The following is a 17,013-nucleotide window of genomic DNA, read 5'->3' as shown; positions in this document are numbered from 1 at the left end:
GTCAGAGCTTCTCTGCGCTCGCGCGAAACATGCCGATGACGAGTTCGCTGGCTCCATCGATCGCGCGGCGCACGGTCGAACCTGTAGCGACCGCTTCCGCCGCGTAAACCGGCGCTTCCATGGCAACATTGGCGCCGCGCCATACCCGCACCAAGCCAACCCGCTGGCCGGACTGGATCGGTGCACGCACCGGCCCGTTATAGACGATGCGGGCGATCAATTTCTCATTGCCGTTCTTTGGAACCATCACCTTGATCGGCTCGGGGCTGGCGAGCTTCACCGAGCGGCTATCGCCGCCGAACACCTTGGCGTAGCCGATCTGCTGGTTTGCCGCGAACAATGTCCGCGTCTCGAAACTGTGAAAACCCCATTCCAGCATCTTCTTGGCTTCGGTGGCGCGGTCTTCGGGATCCTCGAGGCCGTTGACCACGACGATCAGCCGGGTGTCGTTCTGGACCGCCGAGCCGACCATGCCGTAGCCGCCTTCCTTGGTGTAGCCGGTCTTCAGCCCGTCGGCGCCGGTGAGCGAGTTCAACAGCGGATTGCGGTTCTGCTGCCGGATTTTGTTCCAGGTGAACTCCTTCTCGCCGAAAAGTTTGTAGAACTCGGGGTAAGTCTGGATGACATAACGCGCGAGTTTTGAGAGTTCCCGCACCGTCATCTTGTTGGCGGGATCGGGCAGTCCGTTGGAATTGCCAAAAGTCGACTTGGTCATGCCAAGTTCGCGGGCGCGCTTGGTCATGAAGTCGGTCGCAAAGGTCCGCTCGTTACCGGCGATGCCCTCGGCGAGCGCGATGCAGGCGTCGTTGCCGCTCGGGATGATCGCGCCGTGCAGGAGATCGTCGACCGAAATCTTGCTGTTGATGGCCGCGAACATCGTCGAAGTGCCGGAGGGCGCGCCGCCCCGTCGCCAGGCGTTTTCGCTGACCCGGTACTCGTCGGTGAGTTTGACGTCGCCTTTCTTGATGGCGTTGAACACCACCTCGGCCGTCATCAGCTTCATCATGCTGGAGGGCGCCCGCAGTTCATCGGCGTTCTTCTCGAACAGCACGCTGCCGCTGGACGCCTCGATCAGGATCGCGGTCGGCGCATCGCCGTCAAACCCGTTCTCTTCCTTCTTGGCGCCCTGCACGCTGTTGTTGGCGGCGAAGACGATCCCGCCCCATCCGACGCCCAGCGCAACCACAGCCGCGATCAGGCTGCGCCAAGGTCGTCCGGCCGCGGCGCCAGATTTGCGGGAAGTTGCTGTCTCGGTTGCCATCGGCGATGTCCTGAATGGCAGGCGTTCTAACAGTTGGAAGTATCGCAAACAACTGAGGTTTTGGGACTTCCCCCGACCTGATCGGATTGCGGCGCGGGACAAAGGAACCTATCCTGCGCACCAAGCCGTTGCTCAACAAAATCCGGCAAACAAGGCGGAAACGCGATGCCCACCTCACGCACTCTTTCCGCCAACGGGATTGAGCTGTTCGTCCTCGAACAAGGTGAGGGTCCGCTGGTGGTACTTTGCCACGGCTGGCCCGAACTGTCCTATTCCTGGCGGCATCAGATCCCCGCCCTGGCCGAGGCCGGCTTCCATGTCGTGGCGCCCGACATGCGAGGGTTCGGCCGGACCAGCGCACCGGCCGATACCGGCGCCTACAGCATCTTTGACACGGTCGGCGACATGGTCGCGCTGGTCGCCGCCCTCGGCGAGAAACAGGCCGTCATCATCGGCCACGACTGGGGCGCGCCGGTTGCCTGGCACGCGGCGATGTTCAGGCCCGAGATATTCACCAGGGTGGCGGGCCTCAGCGTCCCGCCCCCTCTTCGTGGCCGCGGCCGGCCGCTCGATAGCCTGCGTGAAGGCGGCATTACCAATTTCTACTGGCAGTATTTCCAGGCGCCGGGTGTTGCCGAAGCCGAGTTCGAGCGCGATATCGCGCAGACCATGCGGATGGTCCTGGGGCGCGGCGTGTCCGATCCCAATTCGCTGTTCATCGACGAAGGCAAGGGATTCCTGGGCAATTTACGCGCCGACCTGCCGCTGCCGCATTGGCTCGATGAAACCGACATCGCCTATTTTGCCGAGGCCTACACAAAGTCCGGCTTTCGCGGCGGGCTCAACTGGTATCGCAACCTCGACCGCAACTGGGAGCTGACCGCGCCCTGGCAGGGCGCGCAGATCCATCAGCCCTCATTGTTCATTGCGGGATCGAAGGACTCCGTCGTCACCGGCCTGATCGGCGCCAAGCGTATCGGCGATATGGAACGGGTGCTGCCCAACCTGCGGAAAAAGCTGATCCTTGAGGGCGCCGGTCACTGGGTCCAGCAGGAGCGCCCCGACGAGGTCAACGCGGCCCTGATCGCGTTTCTGAAAACTCAGTAGAGCCCGCGCCCGCTCAGCACTTCGGCGGGGCCGCGCGGATCGATCGGCATGTAGCTCGGCCCGGCCGCATAACGATCGTCGCTCTCGTAGGACACCGCGCGGCGATTCTCCGGCACCCGGCCGCGGGAGCGGCTGGAGGCCGACATTTCCGAGGTGGCATTGATCGAGGCGTAATCGGCGGAGGTATTGCCAAGGCTGTAGGGCCGCCCTTCCGGCATTGGAACCTCGCCCCGGATCCGGCCGGCGGATGACGAAAGTTCCGGCACGAACGGGCGGGCGGACGCGATTCGGACCGTGGACGGCGATGGCGCGGGAACGCCGGTGCGCAAGGTCGCAATCAACTGGCGGTCGTCGGAGCCTTCGAGCGGCGCGCGACCGACATATTCGACGCGAACGCGGGCGACACCATTGCCTTTGAATTCAAGAAGTTCCGCGGCTTTGTTCGAGACATCTATGAGGCGATTGCCGTGGTAGGGTCCGCGGTCATTGACGCGAACGATCAGCGATTTGCCATTCCGGAGATTGGTGACGCGCGCGTAGCACGGCATCGGCAGGGTGGGATGGGCGGCGGTCAACGAGCCCATGTCGAACACTTCGCCATTGGCGGTCAGCCGGCCGTGGAAATCATCGCCGTACCAGGAGGCCATGCCCTCCTCGCGATACTCGGCATCTTCTTCGGGCACATAGACCCGTCCGCCGACAGTATAGGGCTTGCCGACCCGGTAGGTGCCGCCGCCCTTCGGCACGGGTTCTCCGAAGGCAACGACCCGGGGGCTACTGGAAACGCCGTATCTGGGATCAACGCGGCTGGCGAACTTGTTCGACGAGGCGCAGTTGGCGAGCACGAGGCAGGTTGCCACCGCGGCAACGCCACGCGCTACCAGGACGATCGAATTTGGCCGTCGAATCCCCATCGCCCCAATTACCATTCCACTGGCCGCATGCCTACTCGGAGGCTTGAACAGCCATAAACCACGATGCGGCCCACCTCCGCACCAAGGCATGAAGATATCGCAACTGGAACACGGCGGAAATGGGGTCAGCCCCCGCGTGGTGAATCAATGGTTTCCGCGGCGGCCCGCGAAATTGCGGCCCCGGACCGCCGATCACGGGCTAATCGCGGCCGGATCACGCCTGCCCTGTCCCGCATTCAAACAACCTGTTGCAACAAATCATCACTCGGCCGGATCTTCGATCCAGACAAATGAATCTTTTTGACTGTGCAACGCGGCAGTCGTTTGGTGGGTGCCGGGGCGCAAAGGAAGTTTGCGATGATTGAGACGGTTACAGCGGTGATGGGCCTGGTGAGCGCCGGGATTTTTCTCGCTCATGCATTCGAAGGTTTTCGCTCAAGGGCTTGAGCCCCGGGGCGGAGAGACGCGTCACCGCTGCCAATCGGCGATTCCGAAAGCTTTAATAAATTCGGACGAGAATCGACAGTGGCAGGTGTAACATGCGCAACCACGACATTGTCTCCGACGGGTTCCTCGCACTGACCACCGCGAGCCTCGTGCTTTTGTGCTCGAGCTTGATCGCTTTCGCGTTCAACTAGGCCGAAAGAGCGGGTGCCGGAACGCTGCCTCCACGCGCGTGCGTAAATTAACGATCTTCGAGCAGTTGCTATTGATCTCACCCTCCGGTTGCGGTTGGATGCCGCCGGGCTTGGGGAGATCAATCAATGCGTGTTTTGGGAGTCGTGGCGCTCGCCGCGGCGGTGGGTGGCTGCGCGTCCGTGACACGCGGGACGACTGAAAATATCAGCATTTCATCGACGCCGTCAGGAGCCGAGGCCACCATCTCCGGCCTCGAGGTTCCGACCGCATGCATCACGCCCTGCGCCATTGTGGCCAAGCGCAGCGCCGACATCACCGTCAGTTTCGCCAAGGAAGGTTACGAGCCGGAAGTCGTCCCGTTGATAAAAGAGGTTCCGGCGACCGGTGCCGCCGGCTTTGCTAAGCCGCTGACTTCCAAAGACGGAAGGGTGGCCGAGTGGTTTAAGGCACCGGTCTTGAAATACGAAAGGGGCTCATATCATCTCATGATATTGAGCCCTTTTTCGTGCTATTTTTCAGCGCGTTATAGGGTCGCTCTAATCTGTTTCGTTATAGGGCGGTATCGTTCAATTATAGCCCATTATTCGCAACATTGCCCCAAACATTGCCCCAGGAATTGATTGCCATGTCCGCCCCCGGTGCCGAATTCATCTTGGCCCATGCCCACCGGCTCATCACGGTGGCGACCCGATGCGCGTGGTCGTTCGGGTCAGCCGATGGACTGAATGATCTATTGTTGACGCCGGATGACCCGCATGGCGATTGGCGTCAACCTGTCTCGGTCCTTCATCGTGACGCGCTCATGATGGTTGCTCTGCGGGTGTCGATGCTGCTCGACCGCGATGACTTGAGCTTTCAAGCGGTTCATCGCCTCTTGAAGGACCCCGAGGTGGTGGCGACGCTTTTTCAGGCGCTGGAAGATCGGCACGGACCAGACGTCCTTGAACCGTCACGAACCGAGCTGATCGAAGAGTTCCGGCAAATCTACGGCGAGATTGACTGGAAGGTACACGGGCGACTTGTGCATCTGCGCAACCTGGGAATTGCGCACCTCACGCCGGAGGAGATGACGAAGTCGATTTCGTTTGCCGAACTCCGGACCCTGGTTGGAATCGTTGGTCGGCTCGCGGCCACCCTGCAGCACCTCTGCCAGACCCAAACGGCATTTAGGACTGACATGTTGGATGAATACCGGGACATCGCACGCAAGACGATGATGCCGGGGTAATCGAGGAACGGATATTCTGTCCGCTGCAGCGTTTTTAGCGACCTACTGAAAGAGCCGCCCAATGGTCATGACGGCCTATCTCGACGAAAGTGGAACGCACGGCAAGGAGTCGCCGGTCGTAACAATTGCAGGATTTATTGCGAGCCCGGATCAGTGGAACTTCTACGAGGGCGATGCTTCCACCAGGGCCGCACCAAGCTGGTGGTCCTGAATAATCATATCCACGTCCTGCGCCTGTTCGTGCGAGTCGCACGATGTGGCAGTTTCTCCGCGGCTCGGCGAGAGCTTGGCGTGCTTCAATCGACAGTTTCACGCATCGTTGCGACGCTGAGTGGTATAATGGAACGTCCTGCCGGAACCGGCGACAGGTCGGTCGACCGAAGTTGGATGAAAGACAACACGGAGCGCAACATGACCCGAATTTTTGCTGAGATGTGCTGGAACGTGAGAGCCAATCTGATGCGCTTTCTGCTAGTGATCGGCGTGTTATTGCTCCTCCCTGCGCCGTCACAGGCGCAGAGCTCGCCGATGATCGACGTAGCCAAAGCGTACGGGCTCGATTCTTTTGGGCAAATCGAGGCGATCCGATACACTTGGAATGTCCAGGCCCCGTTCGGCACGATCGCCCGCAGCTGGCAATGGAGCCCCAAGACCGATACCGTGTCATACGACGGCAAGGACAAGGATGGCAAAGAGGTCAAGGCGACCTACAAACGCTCGGAGCTCGACAAGCAGAGCGATGCCATCAAGGCCCTCGATCCGGATTTCATGAACGATCAGTATTGGCTGATCCTGGCGATCCGCATTGTTTGGGACGGCGTGGCGGGGACCGACGAGGGCACGCAGACGCTTCCGCTCAGCGACGGGTCCGCGCAAAAGATCTCGGTGAAATACCCCGACGCCGGCTATCAGCCCGGCGACACATGGGACCTCTATTTGGGCTCCGACAAGCGAATCCGGCAGATCGTCTACCACCGTGGCGCTCCCACGCCACCACCCAAGCTCGTGATGGCCGACTACATCGATTACAGAAAGGCCGGGCCGCTGCTGATCTCAATGGATCACCACGGCAAAATCGACGGAAAAGACTTTCGGCTTTTCTTCACCGATGTATCGGTCAAACTGACGGGATCGGACAACTGGATCAACGCACAGTGACGTCGGCGTAATAAACCGGCGTTCTCTCGCGTAATAACCTTTGAGGGGCGCGTCGCCTGAGTATTTGCGCGGCGCGCCTCCTCAGTTAAGACAGGCCCATAACCGATCGATTTCCTTGGAGTACGCGCTCATGGCCAATCCCTTCAGCGATGCCTGGACGTTCTTGACGGCAAACACCGGCGATTTTCAAAAACTCGGAGAGTGGCGTTTTCTGGTGCTTGCGCTGTTCTACGCCCTTCTGATCATCGGAACGGTGGTGGCGTTCAAGAATTGGCAGGAGGATCCAGCGCAACGGACCGGCCGCCATCTCGGCGTCTGGTTCGCCCGCATGCTGATCGGCTGTATGTGGTTTCAGGGCATGTTGTGGAAGCTGCCCCTGCCATTGTCCGACGGCTTGCAATACTGGACCGAGCAGGAGTCGACCAACGCGGCGTTCCAGTTTCACCGCGACTTCCTGAAGGATGTCGTGTTGACCCACATGTCGATCTTCGGCCCCATCGTCTTTCTTGCCGAGCTGGTGTTCGCGGGATCGCTGATGCTTGGGCTTGCGGTGCGCTTCGTGGGGGTGCTCGCGATCGCCTATACGCTGCAACTCTGGCTCGGACTTTACGACAATTCCTCGGAGTGGCCGTGGACCTACATGTTCCTCGCCGTGCTGATGTTCCTGTTCGCCGTGGAGGCCGCCGGCCGCAGTCTTGGTCTTGATGCCTGGCTCCGCCGCAACGTCGCCGACGTGCGCGACGGCAAGGGGCTGATCGGCTGGTTCTTCCACATCGCGGGCTAGCGGGTGGTGGCGAGAGGCATGTTGGCCGGCGCAGCGGCGCTCGTTGCCACGCTGGTGGCGGCGCGCTCATTGGCGGCTGACATTGGTTATCTTGCTCCGTCGAGCGTGCCTGCAAGCGAGTTTCCTGCGCCACGACGACCGGTGGCGCCGATCGTCAGCCCAAGCCGCTCGGCCGAGGATCGACGCGACGCCCTGAAGGAAGACGGCCAGATCGCGCGCCTTCTCGACATCAAGCCGGGCATGACCGTAGCCGACATCGGCGCCGGCAGCGGCTATCACACGGTGCGTCTGTCGCCGCGTGTCGGCCCGACCGGAACTGTCATCGCGGAAGATATCACGCAAAATTATCTCGCCGCACTGGCCAAGCGCATCGAGCAGCTGAAACTGACCAATGTCGAACTCGCGCTCGGCGAGCCGCACGATCCGCGCCTGCCCGCCTTATCGCTCGATGCGGCGATCCTGGTACACATGTATCACGAGATCGCGCAGCCTTATGCCTTCCTCTATAATCTCTCACCGGCGCTGAAGCCCGGCGCACGGATCGGAATCGTCGACCAGGAACGTCCGACGCCGGAGCACGGCACGCCGATCGAGCTGCTTCGTTGCGAGCTTGCTGCGGTCGGCTATCACGCGACCGCCACCTATCAGCTCGCGGGCGACGGGGGATATCTGGCGGTGTTCTCTCCGCCTGACGCAGCGGCTCGGAAATCTCCCAAGGACATCATTCCTTGCCAATATCGCGCCGGCGCGCGCTGATCAGGCCTGCTGGCGCCGCAGCGCAAGCGCGAGGCGGATAAACGTCGTCGAGATCGACCAAGCCGCCTTGAGGCCGGCTGCGAGATTGCCGGAGACTTTCGACACGCCGCCGATCCGCCGCCGCTGTCCGACGGGGATCTCCAGCGCCGCCAAGCGGGCGGCCGCAACCCGCATCAGCATTTCCAGGTTCCAACCGAACGTCTCTTCCTTCATGCCGAGACGCCTGAGGGCATCACGCCGGATGGCGCGAAACGGCGAGAGGTCGGTGAAGCGCACACCATAGACTAGCCGCAGCAGCAGCCCGCCAATATAACCAGCAAGCAACTGTTGCGGCGCGAGGCTGCCGGGCTCGCGCACTCCGCGCACACGCGAGCCGAGCACGAAGACAGCCTCGCCGGCGACGATGGGCGACACCAGCGCCGGGATGAATTCGGCGGGATCGCTGCCGTCGCCATCGAGGAAGACGAGAATGTCGGCATCCTCGCGCACGGCGGCGATGCCGGCCTGGATGGCGCGGCCATAGCCGCGGCGCGGCTCGACGATCACGCGCGCGCCTGCTTCTTTTGCGCGTTCGACCGTGCGGTCCTTCGAGCCGCCATCGACAACGACAACCTCGCTGACATTTTGCGCCAGCACCGCGGTTACGACCTGGCCAATCGCGGTCTCCTCATCGAGACAGGGAATGATCGCTGAGACGACCGGCAGGCTAATCACCTCGGTTACAGGCTCCAGCATAGGCCGCAATTGGCGCAAGCCTTTGGCGGCTTATCTGACAGCAACGCCGCGCGAAATTCGCGATAAGCGTCCCCGTTCCAGATTTCCTGCAACGACTGTTGCCCGGCATGGCCGAGCGTATAATTGTCGTAACCATGTAGCGAGAACGGCGCGATACAACACGGCAGCGCGCGGCCGTTGGCTGTGAAATACATCAGCGACCACGGCCGGCGGCACAGCGACCACGGCGAACCGTCGCCGCTCCCCTTCAGGCTCAGGCCAGGCTCGCTCGCCGCACCCGACGCACTGAAGGTGATGCCAAGCGAGCGCGCCAGATCCTCGGCCTGCTTCAGATAGGCCGCCTCCTCCGCAGTCAACCGCTCGAACAACGCCTGATCCGGCTGCGCCTTGCCGATGGCCGCGTCATCAAAGAACACCAGCCGTTGCAGATAGACTTCCTTGACGCCAGCCTCGGCTGCGACCTGCACAAAGGCCGGCAACTCCTCGACGGTTTCCTTGAGGCCGGTGAGCCAGACGGACACCTGCGGCTTTGCGTACCCTTCGCGCTCCTGCAGCTCACGAAACGCCCGCACATTGCGGATAATGCGGTTGAAGTAATCGCGGCCTCGGATCGCCTTGAAGCTCTCGCGGTTTGAGGCGTCGAGCGAGACCCGGAGCTCATCGAGGCCAGCGTCGATCAAGGCGCGGCCGTTGCGCTCCCTGAGTACGGTACCGTTGGTGTTGAATAGAACGTAGACGCCGCGGTCTTTCAGATAGCGCACCATCCGCGGCAGGTTCGCGATCAGCATCGGCTCGCCGACCCCATGCAGCACCGCGCGCGCGAGATCAGGCGCCTGTTCGACGATTGAGGTGAACAGCTGCCAACTCATATCCGCCGGCGGCTCGAGCTCCTCGTAGGTGCGCGGACAGGTGGTGCAGAGCAGATTGCAGCGATTGGTGACCTCAAGATAGAGGCAAACCGGCGGACGCTCCGCCACTGCCGTGCGCTCGGCCGCGACCTGCTCGTGATAGCGGCGCGGATCGAACGGCGCGCGCTGGGCTGGCGTTTCGCCGGAAAGGCTCATTGCGATAATCCCGCGCTTGCGGTCTTTGACTGGCGGCTCGTCCAGGCCACCCAGGCCCAGGCCAGCAACAGACCTCCGAACAGAACCGATTTTGTCACAATTCTCGGAATGTAGAAATCCCAGTCCAGCTGCTCTGACAGCATGAGTGCCGTGATCGAAACGACCCAGGTCGGCGCGGAACCGCACAAGGGAACGAATGGCGTGATGAGCAGAAAGTACCAGGGGTAGTTCGGCGACACCAACAGTAGCGTCAGCAGCAACAGCATGTTGATATTGGCGAGACTCGTCGCGATGCCGCGGTCGGAGCGGAAGGCCGCGGCAAACGACGCGCCCAGCACCGTGAGCGCGGCCAGCACCATGTAGACCGCGACATCACCTTGATGCGAGCCAAACACCAGCCGCCACAGCGCGAGCAACCAGAGCTCGTAACCGGCGGTGACCCCCTCTTCCGTCAGATAGCCCTTGGTCAGATAGCCGAACACGCCCCAGCCGACCGACAGATACGGCAGATAACAGAGCACCACGACGGCGATCACGACGAGCGGCATTTTGAGATTCCACGGGCGCCAGACGCCAGCCAGCACCGGCGCCACGTATGGCTTGACCAGCGCCGAGAGCGCGATCAGGGCGGCGCCGCGCAGCGCCTTCCCGGTCAAGGCAACCCACAAGCCCGCCAGCATCAGCGCGACCATCAGCGCGTCGACATGGCCGCCATTGGCGATCTCCCAGAGCGGGAGCGGATGCCAGAGATAGGCGATCACGCGCGTGATCGCCTGCTCCATGCGCCGCAGGAACAGCATAATCAGCGCGACGGTAACGGCCTCGCAGCCAAGCATCGCAAGACGCATCGTGATGACATTCTCGCTGAACCGCGTGACGACCAGAAAGAAGAATTGCGCGACCGGCGGATATATGGTGGCGGCCGTATCGACCCGGTTGATATGCGGGAAGATCGCCGCGTCGCGCAGGGATGCCAGCGCAGGATCGGCCGGAAAATAGCGATAGGGATTGACGCCGGCAGCCTGAACTTTGCCGTCCCAGATGTAGCGATAGATGTCGCTTGAGAGCAACGGATCGAATAACAGCATATAGACGCGCAGCAGGATCGCGACCGAAAAGATCAGCCACAGCACGCGATCGGGCGGCAACCGCTCCGCGAGGCGCGTGGCGACGATCGTAAGCAAAGCCGCCACCATGGTCAGCGCTATGTAGGCGTTGTCGCCAAGCATCCTAAAGGCAAACGGGGTCGCCGAGGTCAGAGCGATTAAAGCGGCAGCAACGCCGATCAGCCTCGTTAGCGGACTCATAGGTTGAGCTCAGCCGCGTCCTTGAGAAAGGCGCGACTCGCCGGCGCAAATCCCCCTGCGCGAAAGCGGTGCGACCGGCCGGCCAACTCCTCCTGCAGCCAGCGCAGCGTTTCGACGTCGTCGATATCGTACCATTCCGGCAGCAGCGTCGTGGCAAGTCCGATCTCGTTAGCGCGCTCGCATGTGGCGCGTGCCACGGTGCTCGTTCCCCAAGCAATCTGGCAAAACAGCTCCCGATGCGGACGTTTCAGGCCGATCAGGTAATAGCCGCCGTCGCTAGCCGGCCCCAGGACCATGCGGTCGCCGGGTTCGCGCAAGGCATCGATCGCCTGCGCCAGGAAACGTGTCGGCAGGGTCGGGCTGTCTCCATTGACCAGCAGCACACAATCATGTCCGGCGTCGAGCAGCGCGCGCGTCGAACCCAGCAAGACCTCGCCGAGATCCGCTCCCGTCTGCAGCAGCAACCCGAACGCAGCCGGAAGCAGCTCGCGCATGATTTGCTCGGTCCCCGCAGGCGCATAGACGCCATAACCGCGCCGGCCAAGACCTTCCGGGACAGCGTCGATGGCGGCAGCGACATCGCGCAGAAAACAGGCCGAGAGTTGCGAAGCGGCGTCAGTGCCGATCGCCGACGCCAGCCGCGTCTTCGAGCGGCCGGGCAACGGCGCCTTGCAGATGATCCCGATCGCCGCACCGCTCACGGCAAAACCCGCGAACGCAGTCGATCGGCGGCGATCGCGATGAGCTCAAGAGCATCACGGCTGCCATCGGCCTCGCCCTTTTCAAAATCGCCGTCGACGCGCCCCATCTGGTTGGTCACATGGGCAAAGCACAAAACAGACTTCTGCCTGGCTTGCGCAAAGGCGTAAAGTGCCGCGGCCTCCATCTCCACCGCCATCAGATTGCGCATCGCCATCGCGTCGATCGCCGATTGCGTCTCACGAAATGGCGCGTCGGTGGTCCAGGTGGCGCCGGTCAGCACCGGGACCGGAAACTCTGCAAAGGCGCCTTTGAGTGCCGAAATCAATCCGACGTCCGCCTGCGAATAGTCCGACGGTGGCGCGTAATGATAGCTCGTGCCTTCGTCGCGCAACGCGCGATCGATGATGATGAAATAAGGCGGCGGGCGGACCGGCACGATCTGACCCGAGGACGTCACGCTGATCAGGAGCCTGCAGCCCGAGGCGAACATTTCCTCGGCAATCAGCACTGCAAACGACGCGCCGACGGCGCAACCGACAATCCCGAACGCTAGACCATCGCGGCTGAACGTGTAGAGCTGCGTGTGATAGCACGCCCATCCCTTGTCCAGCCGCGCTTCACCGCGAGCGACCAAGCTGCGCAAGATATCGCCGTCAGGGTCGAGGACGCAGATCTCCGGGACGCTTGAGGACGCGATCTGCTTTTGCCGACGCGCCTCGCGAAGCAGGTTTTCGGGCGTGAAGGCGGATGGCTGCGCATAATGCTTGTGCGCGAGGATGGGCGGGACACCCCCGTCATTTGCGGCCATCTCTAGACAAACCTCGTTAAGCCATGCCCAGCCATTGGTAGCGTTCTCGCAGGTAACGGGCAAGCGCCGGCTATCAGTGTGCGGCAGCTGAGGCTGACCGATGCCATGAAAAAAATAAATTTGAACGATGAAACAAACGCCCCTCGACAACGTACTAGTCGAATAGGGGTTCTCCGCAAAAATCCGATCCCGCCACATCGCCACAATGCAGATATATCATGAGCAAAGCAGGTCTTGTTGATCCACTGACGGAGATCGCCTAGCATCAACGGGACAAAACGCCGGTTTTGAAATTCCCAACGCCGATATTGAGAGCCGTCATGGATCACGAGATCGCAGTTTCAAAAGCCGAAGACATCGCCGATCACATTCTCGCACCGGCAGCTAGGCAAAACGACAAGGAGGCACGATTTTCCTCCGAAGCCATCGCTGCGCTCGGCTCCGCCGGGTTGCTCGCGATCACGCTGCCCACTGAGATGGGCGGCTCAGGCCTTGGACCACGGACGCTCGCGGCCGTCATCGCGACCTTTGCGGAAGCCGACGCATCCGCCGCGATGGTCTATTTGATGCATATGTGCGCTACCGCAACGATCGCGTCGGCGCGCGCAGGCGCAACCACCGCGGAGACGCTCAAGGACATCGCGGCCGGCCGGCATCTCACCACGCTGGCCTTCAGCGAAGCCGGATCGCGCAGCCACTTCTGGGCTCCGGTCTCGCGCGGCAAACGCAACGGCGCCGATGTGCGCATCACCGCCAGGAAGTCCTGGGTGACGAGTGCCGGCCACGCCCAAAGCTATGTCGTCTCCGCGCTCGCGCCCGACGGAAAGGGGCCGACAGATTCGACCCTTTATCTTGTCGCGAGCAACAAACCCGGATTGTCGGTCGCCGGTCCCTGGGACGGTCTTGGCATGCGCGCCAACGCCTCCGCCCCAATGGACCTCGAAGATTGCGAGGTGGAGCCCGGTTTTCAATTGACCGACGATGGTGCCGGCTTCAAGGCGATGCTTGAGATCGTACTTCCGCTGTTCAACCTCGGAACATCCGCGGTTGCGCTCGGGCTCAGCCGGGCGGCAGTTGCAGGAACTGCGGCACACTTGAAAGCCGCGCGATTCGAGCATCTGGGCGCAACACTCGGGGAGAGCCTGCCGACGCTTCGCGGCCAGCTTGCAACGATGCAGATCGACACCGACGGGCTTGCCGCGCGGATCGACGATCTCGTCGATCATCTTGAGCGTCCGCGGGAAACAACCGTGCTGCGCGTGCTCGAGAGCAAGGCGGCCGCCGGAGAGGTGGCGATCGCCGTCACCTCTACGGCGATGCGGGTGTGCGGAGGCGCTGCATTCTCAAAACACATGGCGATCGAGCGCCTATTCCGCGATGCGCATGCCGGCGCGGTGATGGCGCCGACCGGCGACGTCTTACGCGAGTTCATTGGTAAGGCCGTGCTCGGCATTCCGCTGTTCTGAGTGAGAGGAGCAATCATGAGCCGGACGATCTGGGTCGGTGCCGTCGCTTACGATCCGAAAGTAGTCAGCATCTGGGAGGGTATGCGGCGATATTTCCACGAGGAAGCGCATGTGCCCGTCGAGGTCGTGCTGTTCCAAAGCTATGAGGCACAGGTCGCTGCTCTCCTCGCCGAGCCCGGTGACGCGCTGCCGCGCATCGACATCGGCTGGAATACCAACCTCGCTTTCATCCAAGCCGATGCCTGGAGCAACAAGAAGTGCCGGCCGATCGCAATGCGCGATACGGACTTGGGCTGGATGACCAAGATCGTCGCGGTCACCGGCGGGCCGGTGGCGAAACTTGCCGATCTCAAAGGCCGCACGCTAGCACTCGGCAGCCGAGATAGCGGACATGCGGCGATCCTGCCGGTTCATTTCCTCGAGCGCGAGGGACTGACCGAGGCGAAGGACTACAAGTCACTGCGCTTCAACACCGACCTCGGCAAGCACGGCGACACCGGCACAAGCGAATCCGACGTGGTTCGTGCTGTCCTCGATGGCCGCGCCGATGCCGGCGCCGTTGGCAGCCCGTTCTGGAACACGGTGCGCGGCGAGCGCCTGGTGCCAGACGGCGCGCTCACAGAGATATGGTCCTCGCCGCCGTTCAATCACTGCATGTTCACGGCGCGCTCCGATCTTGATCCTACCCTCGAGCAGGCGTTCGCCAACGCGCTGTTCGCCATGAGCTTTGATAACCCGGTCCATCGTCCCGTGCTCGAGGCGGAAGGCTTGCGGCAATGGGTCGCGCCGCAGCTCGAGGCTTATTCCAGTTTGCGGGACGCGTCATCGCAACAGGGCTTTTTGAAGCGGCCTGCGGTATAGCCTGAGGCGTCAGGCGCAATTAAAGATCTGTGCAAGCCGGTGCTGGTGCTCGTGCTCGCGGTCGAAGGCGCGCCGCACGGCGGCGAAGGATTCGGCAAGCGGAAAGATGTCGGGGCTGACCAGGAGATCATTATCCTCCGCCCCAACCGGGTGCCAGAAAACACCCTCGGCGGTGATCGTCACCTCGGGAACCAAATCCACCCGCGCCAAGGCGACACCCTCAGTTGCGGTGCCGCGCAGAGCAATCCGCCGAACCACCCGGTCCTCTTCCTTGACGCTACGTGCGTCAAGGAAGCGGGAAAACTCCGCGGCCTCTTCATCGCTCGACACCGTCGCCGCCAAGCGCACGCGAAAGCCCTCGGCGCGCGCGAGCTGGATTCCCTTCCAGGCCCGATCCCATGATCCCGATCCGCGATGCTCGTCATGGCGCTCCGGTGTCGGACTGTCGAGGCTGATCTGAAAGGTGACGCGCTCGCGCGGCAAGCCGCGCAGCGTCTCCAAGTGCCGCCCCGCAAACAGCATGCCATTGGTGAGAACGGTCACCGGCGCCGCCGCGGCGCAAGCCGCGATAATCTCCCCGATGTCAGGCAGCATGAAAGGCTCACCGCCGGTCACGAAGATCTCCCTGACGCCGAGCTCTGCCGCCTCGCTTGCGATCCGCCGCACCCGCTCAAGACCCAGCGCGCGGCGCGGCGCCTTGGGCGAGGAGCGCACACAGCAATAATCGCAGTTCAAATTGCAGTCGAAATTCGCATAGAGCCACAGGCGCGAGCCGACGGGTCGATCATCGCCAACATTCGCTGGCGCCTCGCCATGCCGGAGCACCCAACGGGTGCGCCCCTCTTCCTCTGCCACGTCGACCAGGCTGTTCCGGGTGAATCGGCACCACGCCTCGAGCTCAGGCCCAAGGGCTGGGTCGCTGCTGGTGACGGCCAAGAGATCGCCCTTAGAACAGCGACGCAGCGCAGCTATCAAATCCGATAGCAGGCCCGAGGCAAAATTCTTACTCCCGGCATCAAGCTCTACGCGCGTTTGGATCACCATGGGTTACACTATAGCTCTTGCACTAGGGAATCCAAGGCGACCCTCACGGCAAGTTTGAATGAGCTAGACTAGCGCGCGCTCATCATCAGGCTAATGACATGAGCTGCTGCCGCTCCTAGACTGTGCCCGGGATAGGCGTGATCGGGGCCGCGGCTATCGTTCCCATTGTCACGGACATGTAAGACCTAAAATTCTTGTTTTGGCGCAACTCACCAAAGCAAGCAGCGTAATATCAAGCAGCTATATGAGATTAAGGACGCCCATTATTCAACACACTGTCGCAGCGCCCCTGCTCTCAATATCGAGTCGTAAGGTTTGTGAGCCAACTTGGCGATGCTTCCACTAGCGCTGCTTCAAGCTGATGGTCCCAACCGGTGAGGATGAAAAGCCCGATTGCGACGAAGACAGCGCCGAGCAGCGGCTTTCCAATTTGGGCGGTCCGCACAAGCTTCCCCTTCGCTGCGAGCGCTACCTCCCGCGAAGCTATCCCAAGCAGGACCAGCGGCGCTGCAGCTCCCAACCCGAATACGGCCATCGTAGCGGCAACCGCGGCGAGATTCTTTCCTTGCGAGGCGAGAAGCGAAGCAGCTCCCAGGGTTGGCCCCACGCACGGACTCCAGACCGCGCCCAGTAAAATCCCGGTTCCGAATTGGCCACCGACTCCGCTTCGCGCAGCCGATCCGAATTTCTGGTCCAGAAAATTGCCGATAAATCCACCCACCGCCGCGATACGGGCAGCCAACGGCGCGCTTATCATGCCCACGCCGAATGCTATCATCAGTGCAGCGGAGACGTCGCGGAATAGATCGCTGCTCAGCCCAAGGCCGAAACCGACGGTTGCCACGAACAGGCCAATCGCGACGAACGACAAAGCCAGTCCGCCGGCAAGAGCAAGCGGGCCCAGTCGATGCTCTGACGCGGCCGCTCCAAGCACAATCGGCAACAACGGCAGAACACAGGGCGAGAGGGTCGACAACAGGCCCGCCAGGAACGCCAATCCAATCTGGCTTGTCACGCTAGGCTACGTCAGATCGTCTTCGACAAGAGATCGGCGATCGAAGCGCGATTGGTATCGCCCACCGAGCGGCCCACCTCGGCACCCTGCTTGTAGACGATCAAAGTGCTCTGCATGCGCACGTTCAACTTTTGAAGGAGGTCCTTTTGTGTGTCAAAGTCGAT

At 62.0% G+C, this 17,013-nt stretch carries 19 protein-coding genes and 1 pseudogene; 10 read left to right on the top strand and 10 right to left on the bottom strand.

The annotated features are described in order from the left end of the window. Position 1 precedes the first annotated feature (1 nt). Positions 2–1,261, bottom strand: coding sequence for a D-alanyl-D-alanine carboxypeptidase family protein (locus tag NL528_RS24310; RefSeq protein WP_309176979.1), 1,260 nt, complete (start codon positions 1,259–1,261; stop codon positions 2–4). A gap of 165 nt (positions 1,262–1,426) precedes the next feature. On the opposite strand from NL528_RS24310, the gene NL528_RS24305 reads away from it, so the two are divergent. Beyond that, on the top strand, positions 1,427–2,368 hold the full coding sequence (locus NL528_RS24305) for an alpha/beta hydrolase (protein WP_309176978.1): 942 nt from the start codon (positions 1,427–1,429) through the stop codon (positions 2,366–2,368). Here the strand turns inward: NL528_RS24305 and NL528_RS24300 are convergent. Beyond that, positions 2,362–3,282, bottom strand: coding sequence for a septal ring lytic transglycosylase RlpA family protein (locus NL528_RS24300; RefSeq protein WP_309176977.1), 921 nt, complete (start codon positions 3,280–3,282; stop codon positions 2,362–2,364). The genes NL528_RS24305 and NL528_RS24300 overlap by 7 nt on opposite strands. Positions 3,283–4,046: 764 nt before the next feature. On the opposite strand from NL528_RS24300, the gene NL528_RS24295 reads away from it, so the two are divergent. From NL528_RS24295 to NL528_RS24270, 7 genes and pseudogenes are all read left to right on the top strand, one after another. Continuing rightward, a complete protein-coding gene (locus tag NL528_RS24295; RefSeq protein WP_309176976.1) occupies positions 4,047–4,541 on the top strand; it encodes a PEGA domain-containing protein in 495 nt (164 codons plus the stop codon). 5 nt (positions 4,542–4,546) lie between these two features. Next, positions 4,547–5,149, top strand: a complete 603-nt coding sequence (locus NL528_RS24290) for a hypothetical protein (RefSeq protein WP_309176975.1) — start codon at positions 4,547–4,549, stop codon at positions 5,147–5,149. 61 nt (positions 5,150–5,210) lie between these two features. Beyond that, a complete protein-coding gene (locus NL528_RS24285; RefSeq protein WP_309176974.1) occupies positions 5,211–5,360 on the top strand; it encodes a hypothetical protein in 150 nt (49 codons plus the stop codon). Next, positions 5,303–5,431, top strand: a pseudogene (locus NL528_RS47205) (hypothetical protein); the annotation flags it as partial. The gene NL528_RS24285 and the pseudogene NL528_RS47205, both read left to right, overlap by 58 nt. A 129-nt stretch (positions 5,432–5,560) precedes the next feature. Further along, on the top strand, positions 5,561–6,307 hold the full coding sequence (locus NL528_RS24280; protein WP_309176973.1) for a hypothetical protein: 747 nt from the start codon (positions 5,561–5,563) through the stop codon (positions 6,305–6,307). Between the two features lie 130 nt (positions 6,308–6,437). Continuing rightward, the gene (locus tag NL528_RS24275; protein WP_309176972.1) at positions 6,438–7,091 is read left to right on the top strand and encodes a TQO small subunit DoxD; all 654 of its coding nucleotides are present in this window, start codon (positions 6,438–6,440) and stop codon (positions 7,089–7,091) included. 18 nt (positions 7,092–7,109) lie between these two features. Continuing rightward, positions 7,110–7,847, top strand: coding sequence for a methyltransferase domain-containing protein (locus NL528_RS24270; RefSeq protein ID WP_309176971.1), 738 nt, complete (start codon positions 7,110–7,112; stop codon positions 7,845–7,847). Here the strand turns inward: NL528_RS24270 and NL528_RS24265 are convergent, their stop codons facing one another. Genes NL528_RS24265 through NL528_RS24245 form a run of 5 tightly spaced genes read right to left on the bottom strand, consistent with a single transcriptional unit; the run spans position 7,848 to position 12,463 of the window. Beyond that, on the bottom strand, positions 7,848–8,582 hold the full coding sequence (locus tag NL528_RS24265) for a glycosyltransferase family 2 protein (RefSeq protein ID WP_309176970.1): 735 nt from the start codon (positions 8,580–8,582) through the stop codon (positions 7,848–7,850). Further along, complete coding sequence (locus tag NL528_RS24260; protein ID WP_309176969.1) at positions 8,567–9,646, bottom strand: radical SAM protein; 1,080 nt, start codon at positions 9,644–9,646, stop codon at positions 8,567–8,569. The genes NL528_RS24265 and NL528_RS24260 overlap by 16 nt, the downstream gene beginning before the upstream one ends. Further along, entirely contained in the window at positions 9,643–10,953 is a 1,311-nt protein-coding gene (locus NL528_RS24255) for a glycosyltransferase 87 family protein (RefSeq protein ID WP_309176968.1), read from the bottom strand. Before NL528_RS24255 ends, NL528_RS24260 begins: the two co-directional genes overlap by 4 nt. Then, positions 10,950–11,654 carry a TIGR04282 family arsenosugar biosynthesis glycosyltransferase gene (locus tag NL528_RS24250; RefSeq protein ID WP_309176967.1) on the bottom strand — a complete coding sequence of 235 codons (705 nt, stop codon included), beginning with the start codon at positions 11,652–11,654 and terminating at the stop codon, positions 10,950–10,952. Before NL528_RS24250 ends, NL528_RS24255 begins: the two co-directional genes overlap by 4 nt. Next, positions 11,651–12,463: a nucleoside phosphorylase gene (locus tag NL528_RS24245; RefSeq protein WP_309176966.1), complete on the bottom strand. Its 813-nt coding sequence runs from the start codon at positions 12,461–12,463 to the stop codon at positions 11,651–11,653. Before NL528_RS24245 ends, NL528_RS24250 begins: the two co-directional genes overlap by 4 nt. A gap of 320 nt (positions 12,464–12,783) precedes the next feature. On the opposite strand from NL528_RS24245, the gene NL528_RS24240 reads away from it, so the two are divergent. Next, positions 12,784–13,929, top strand: a complete 1,146-nt coding sequence (locus tag NL528_RS24240) for an acyl-CoA dehydrogenase family protein (RefSeq protein WP_309176965.1) — start codon at positions 12,784–12,786, stop codon at positions 13,927–13,929. Positions 13,930–13,944: 15 nt separating this feature from the next. Beyond that, the gene (locus NL528_RS24235) at positions 13,945–14,790 is read left to right on the top strand and encodes a phosphate/phosphite/phosphonate ABC transporter substrate-binding protein (RefSeq protein ID WP_309176964.1); all 846 of its coding nucleotides are present in this window, start codon (positions 13,945–13,947) and stop codon (positions 14,788–14,790) included. Positions 14,791–14,799: 9 nt separating this feature from the next. Here NL528_RS24235 and NL528_RS24230 read toward each other — a convergent pair whose 3' ends face one another. The 3 genes from NL528_RS24230 to NL528_RS24220 all read right to left on the bottom strand — a co-directional run bounded on the left by NL528_RS24230 (position 14,800) and on the right by NL528_RS24220 (position 17,013). Further along, positions 14,800–15,834 carry a radical SAM protein gene (locus NL528_RS24230; protein ID WP_309176963.1) on the bottom strand — a complete coding sequence of 345 codons (1,035 nt, stop codon included), beginning with the start codon at positions 15,832–15,834 and terminating at the stop codon, positions 14,800–14,802. Between the two features lie 295 nt (positions 15,835–16,129). Then, complete coding sequence (locus NL528_RS24225; protein ID WP_309176962.1) at positions 16,130–16,849, bottom strand: cytochrome c biogenesis CcdA family protein; 720 nt, start codon at positions 16,847–16,849, stop codon at positions 16,130–16,132. A gap of 11 nt (positions 16,850–16,860) precedes the next feature. Further along, positions 16,861–17,013, bottom strand: a complete 153-nt coding sequence (locus tag NL528_RS24220) for a thioredoxin family protein (protein WP_309185025.1) — start codon at positions 17,011–17,013, stop codon at positions 16,861–16,863.

Source organism: Bradyrhizobium sp. Ash2021, assembly GCF_031202265.1.
GTDB lineage: Bacteria > Pseudomonadota > Alphaproteobacteria > Rhizobiales > Xanthobacteraceae > Bradyrhizobium.
This window is presented reverse-complemented; position numbering and strand designations above follow the sequence as displayed.

What these genes read in the sequence shown, in the direction of transcription:
- NL528_RS24310 (WP_309176979.1), bottom strand. Translation starts at nt 1,261, where the DNA reads ATGGCAACCGAGACAGCAACTTCCCGCAAATCTGGCGCCGCGGCCGGA.
- NL528_RS24305 (WP_309176978.1), top strand. Translation starts at nt 1,427, where the DNA reads ATGCCCACCTCACGCACTCTTTCCGCCAACGGGATTGAGCTGTTCGTC.
- NL528_RS24300 (WP_309176977.1), bottom strand. Translation starts at nt 3,282, where the DNA reads ATGGGGATTCGACGGCCAAATTCGATCGTCCTGGTAGCGCGTGGCGTT.
- NL528_RS24295 (WP_309176976.1), top strand. Translation starts at nt 4,047, where the DNA reads ATGCGTGTTTTGGGAGTCGTGGCGCTCGCCGCGGCGGTGGGTGGCTGC.
- NL528_RS24290 (WP_309176975.1), top strand. Translation starts at nt 4,547, where the DNA reads ATGTCCGCCCCCGGTGCCGAATTCATCTTGGCCCATGCCCACCGGCTC.
- NL528_RS24285 (WP_309176974.1), top strand. Translation starts at nt 5,211, where the DNA reads ATGGTCATGACGGCCTATCTCGACGAAAGTGGAACGCACGGCAAGGAG.
- NL528_RS24280 (WP_309176973.1), top strand. Translation starts at nt 5,561, where the DNA reads ATGACCCGAATTTTTGCTGAGATGTGCTGGAACGTGAGAGCCAATCTG.
- NL528_RS24275 (WP_309176972.1), top strand. Translation starts at nt 6,438, where the DNA reads ATGGCCAATCCCTTCAGCGATGCCTGGACGTTCTTGACGGCAAACACC.
- NL528_RS24270 (WP_309176971.1), top strand. Translation starts at nt 7,110, where the DNA reads ATGTTGGCCGGCGCAGCGGCGCTCGTTGCCACGCTGGTGGCGGCGCGC.
- NL528_RS24265 (WP_309176970.1), bottom strand. Translation starts at nt 8,582, where the DNA reads ATGCTGGAGCCTGTAACCGAGGTGATTAGCCTGCCGGTCGTCTCAGCG.
- NL528_RS24260 (WP_309176969.1), bottom strand. Translation starts at nt 9,646, where the DNA reads ATGAGCCTTTCCGGCGAAACGCCAGCCCAGCGCGCGCCGTTCGATCCG.
- NL528_RS24255 (WP_309176968.1), bottom strand. Translation starts at nt 10,953, where the DNA reads ATGAGTCCGCTAACGAGGCTGATCGGCGTTGCTGCCGCTTTAATCGCT.
- NL528_RS24245 (WP_309176966.1), bottom strand. Translation starts at nt 12,463, where the DNA reads ATGGCCGCAAATGACGGGGGTGTCCCGCCCATCCTCGCGCACAAGCAT.
- NL528_RS24240 (WP_309176965.1), top strand. Translation starts at nt 12,784, where the DNA reads ATGGATCACGAGATCGCAGTTTCAAAAGCCGAAGACATCGCCGATCAC.
- NL528_RS24235 (WP_309176964.1), top strand. Translation starts at nt 13,945, where the DNA reads ATGAGCCGGACGATCTGGGTCGGTGCCGTCGCTTACGATCCGAAAGTA.
- NL528_RS24230 (WP_309176963.1), bottom strand. Translation starts at nt 15,834, where the DNA reads ATGGTGATCCAAACGCGCGTAGAGCTTGATGCCGGGAGTAAGAATTTT.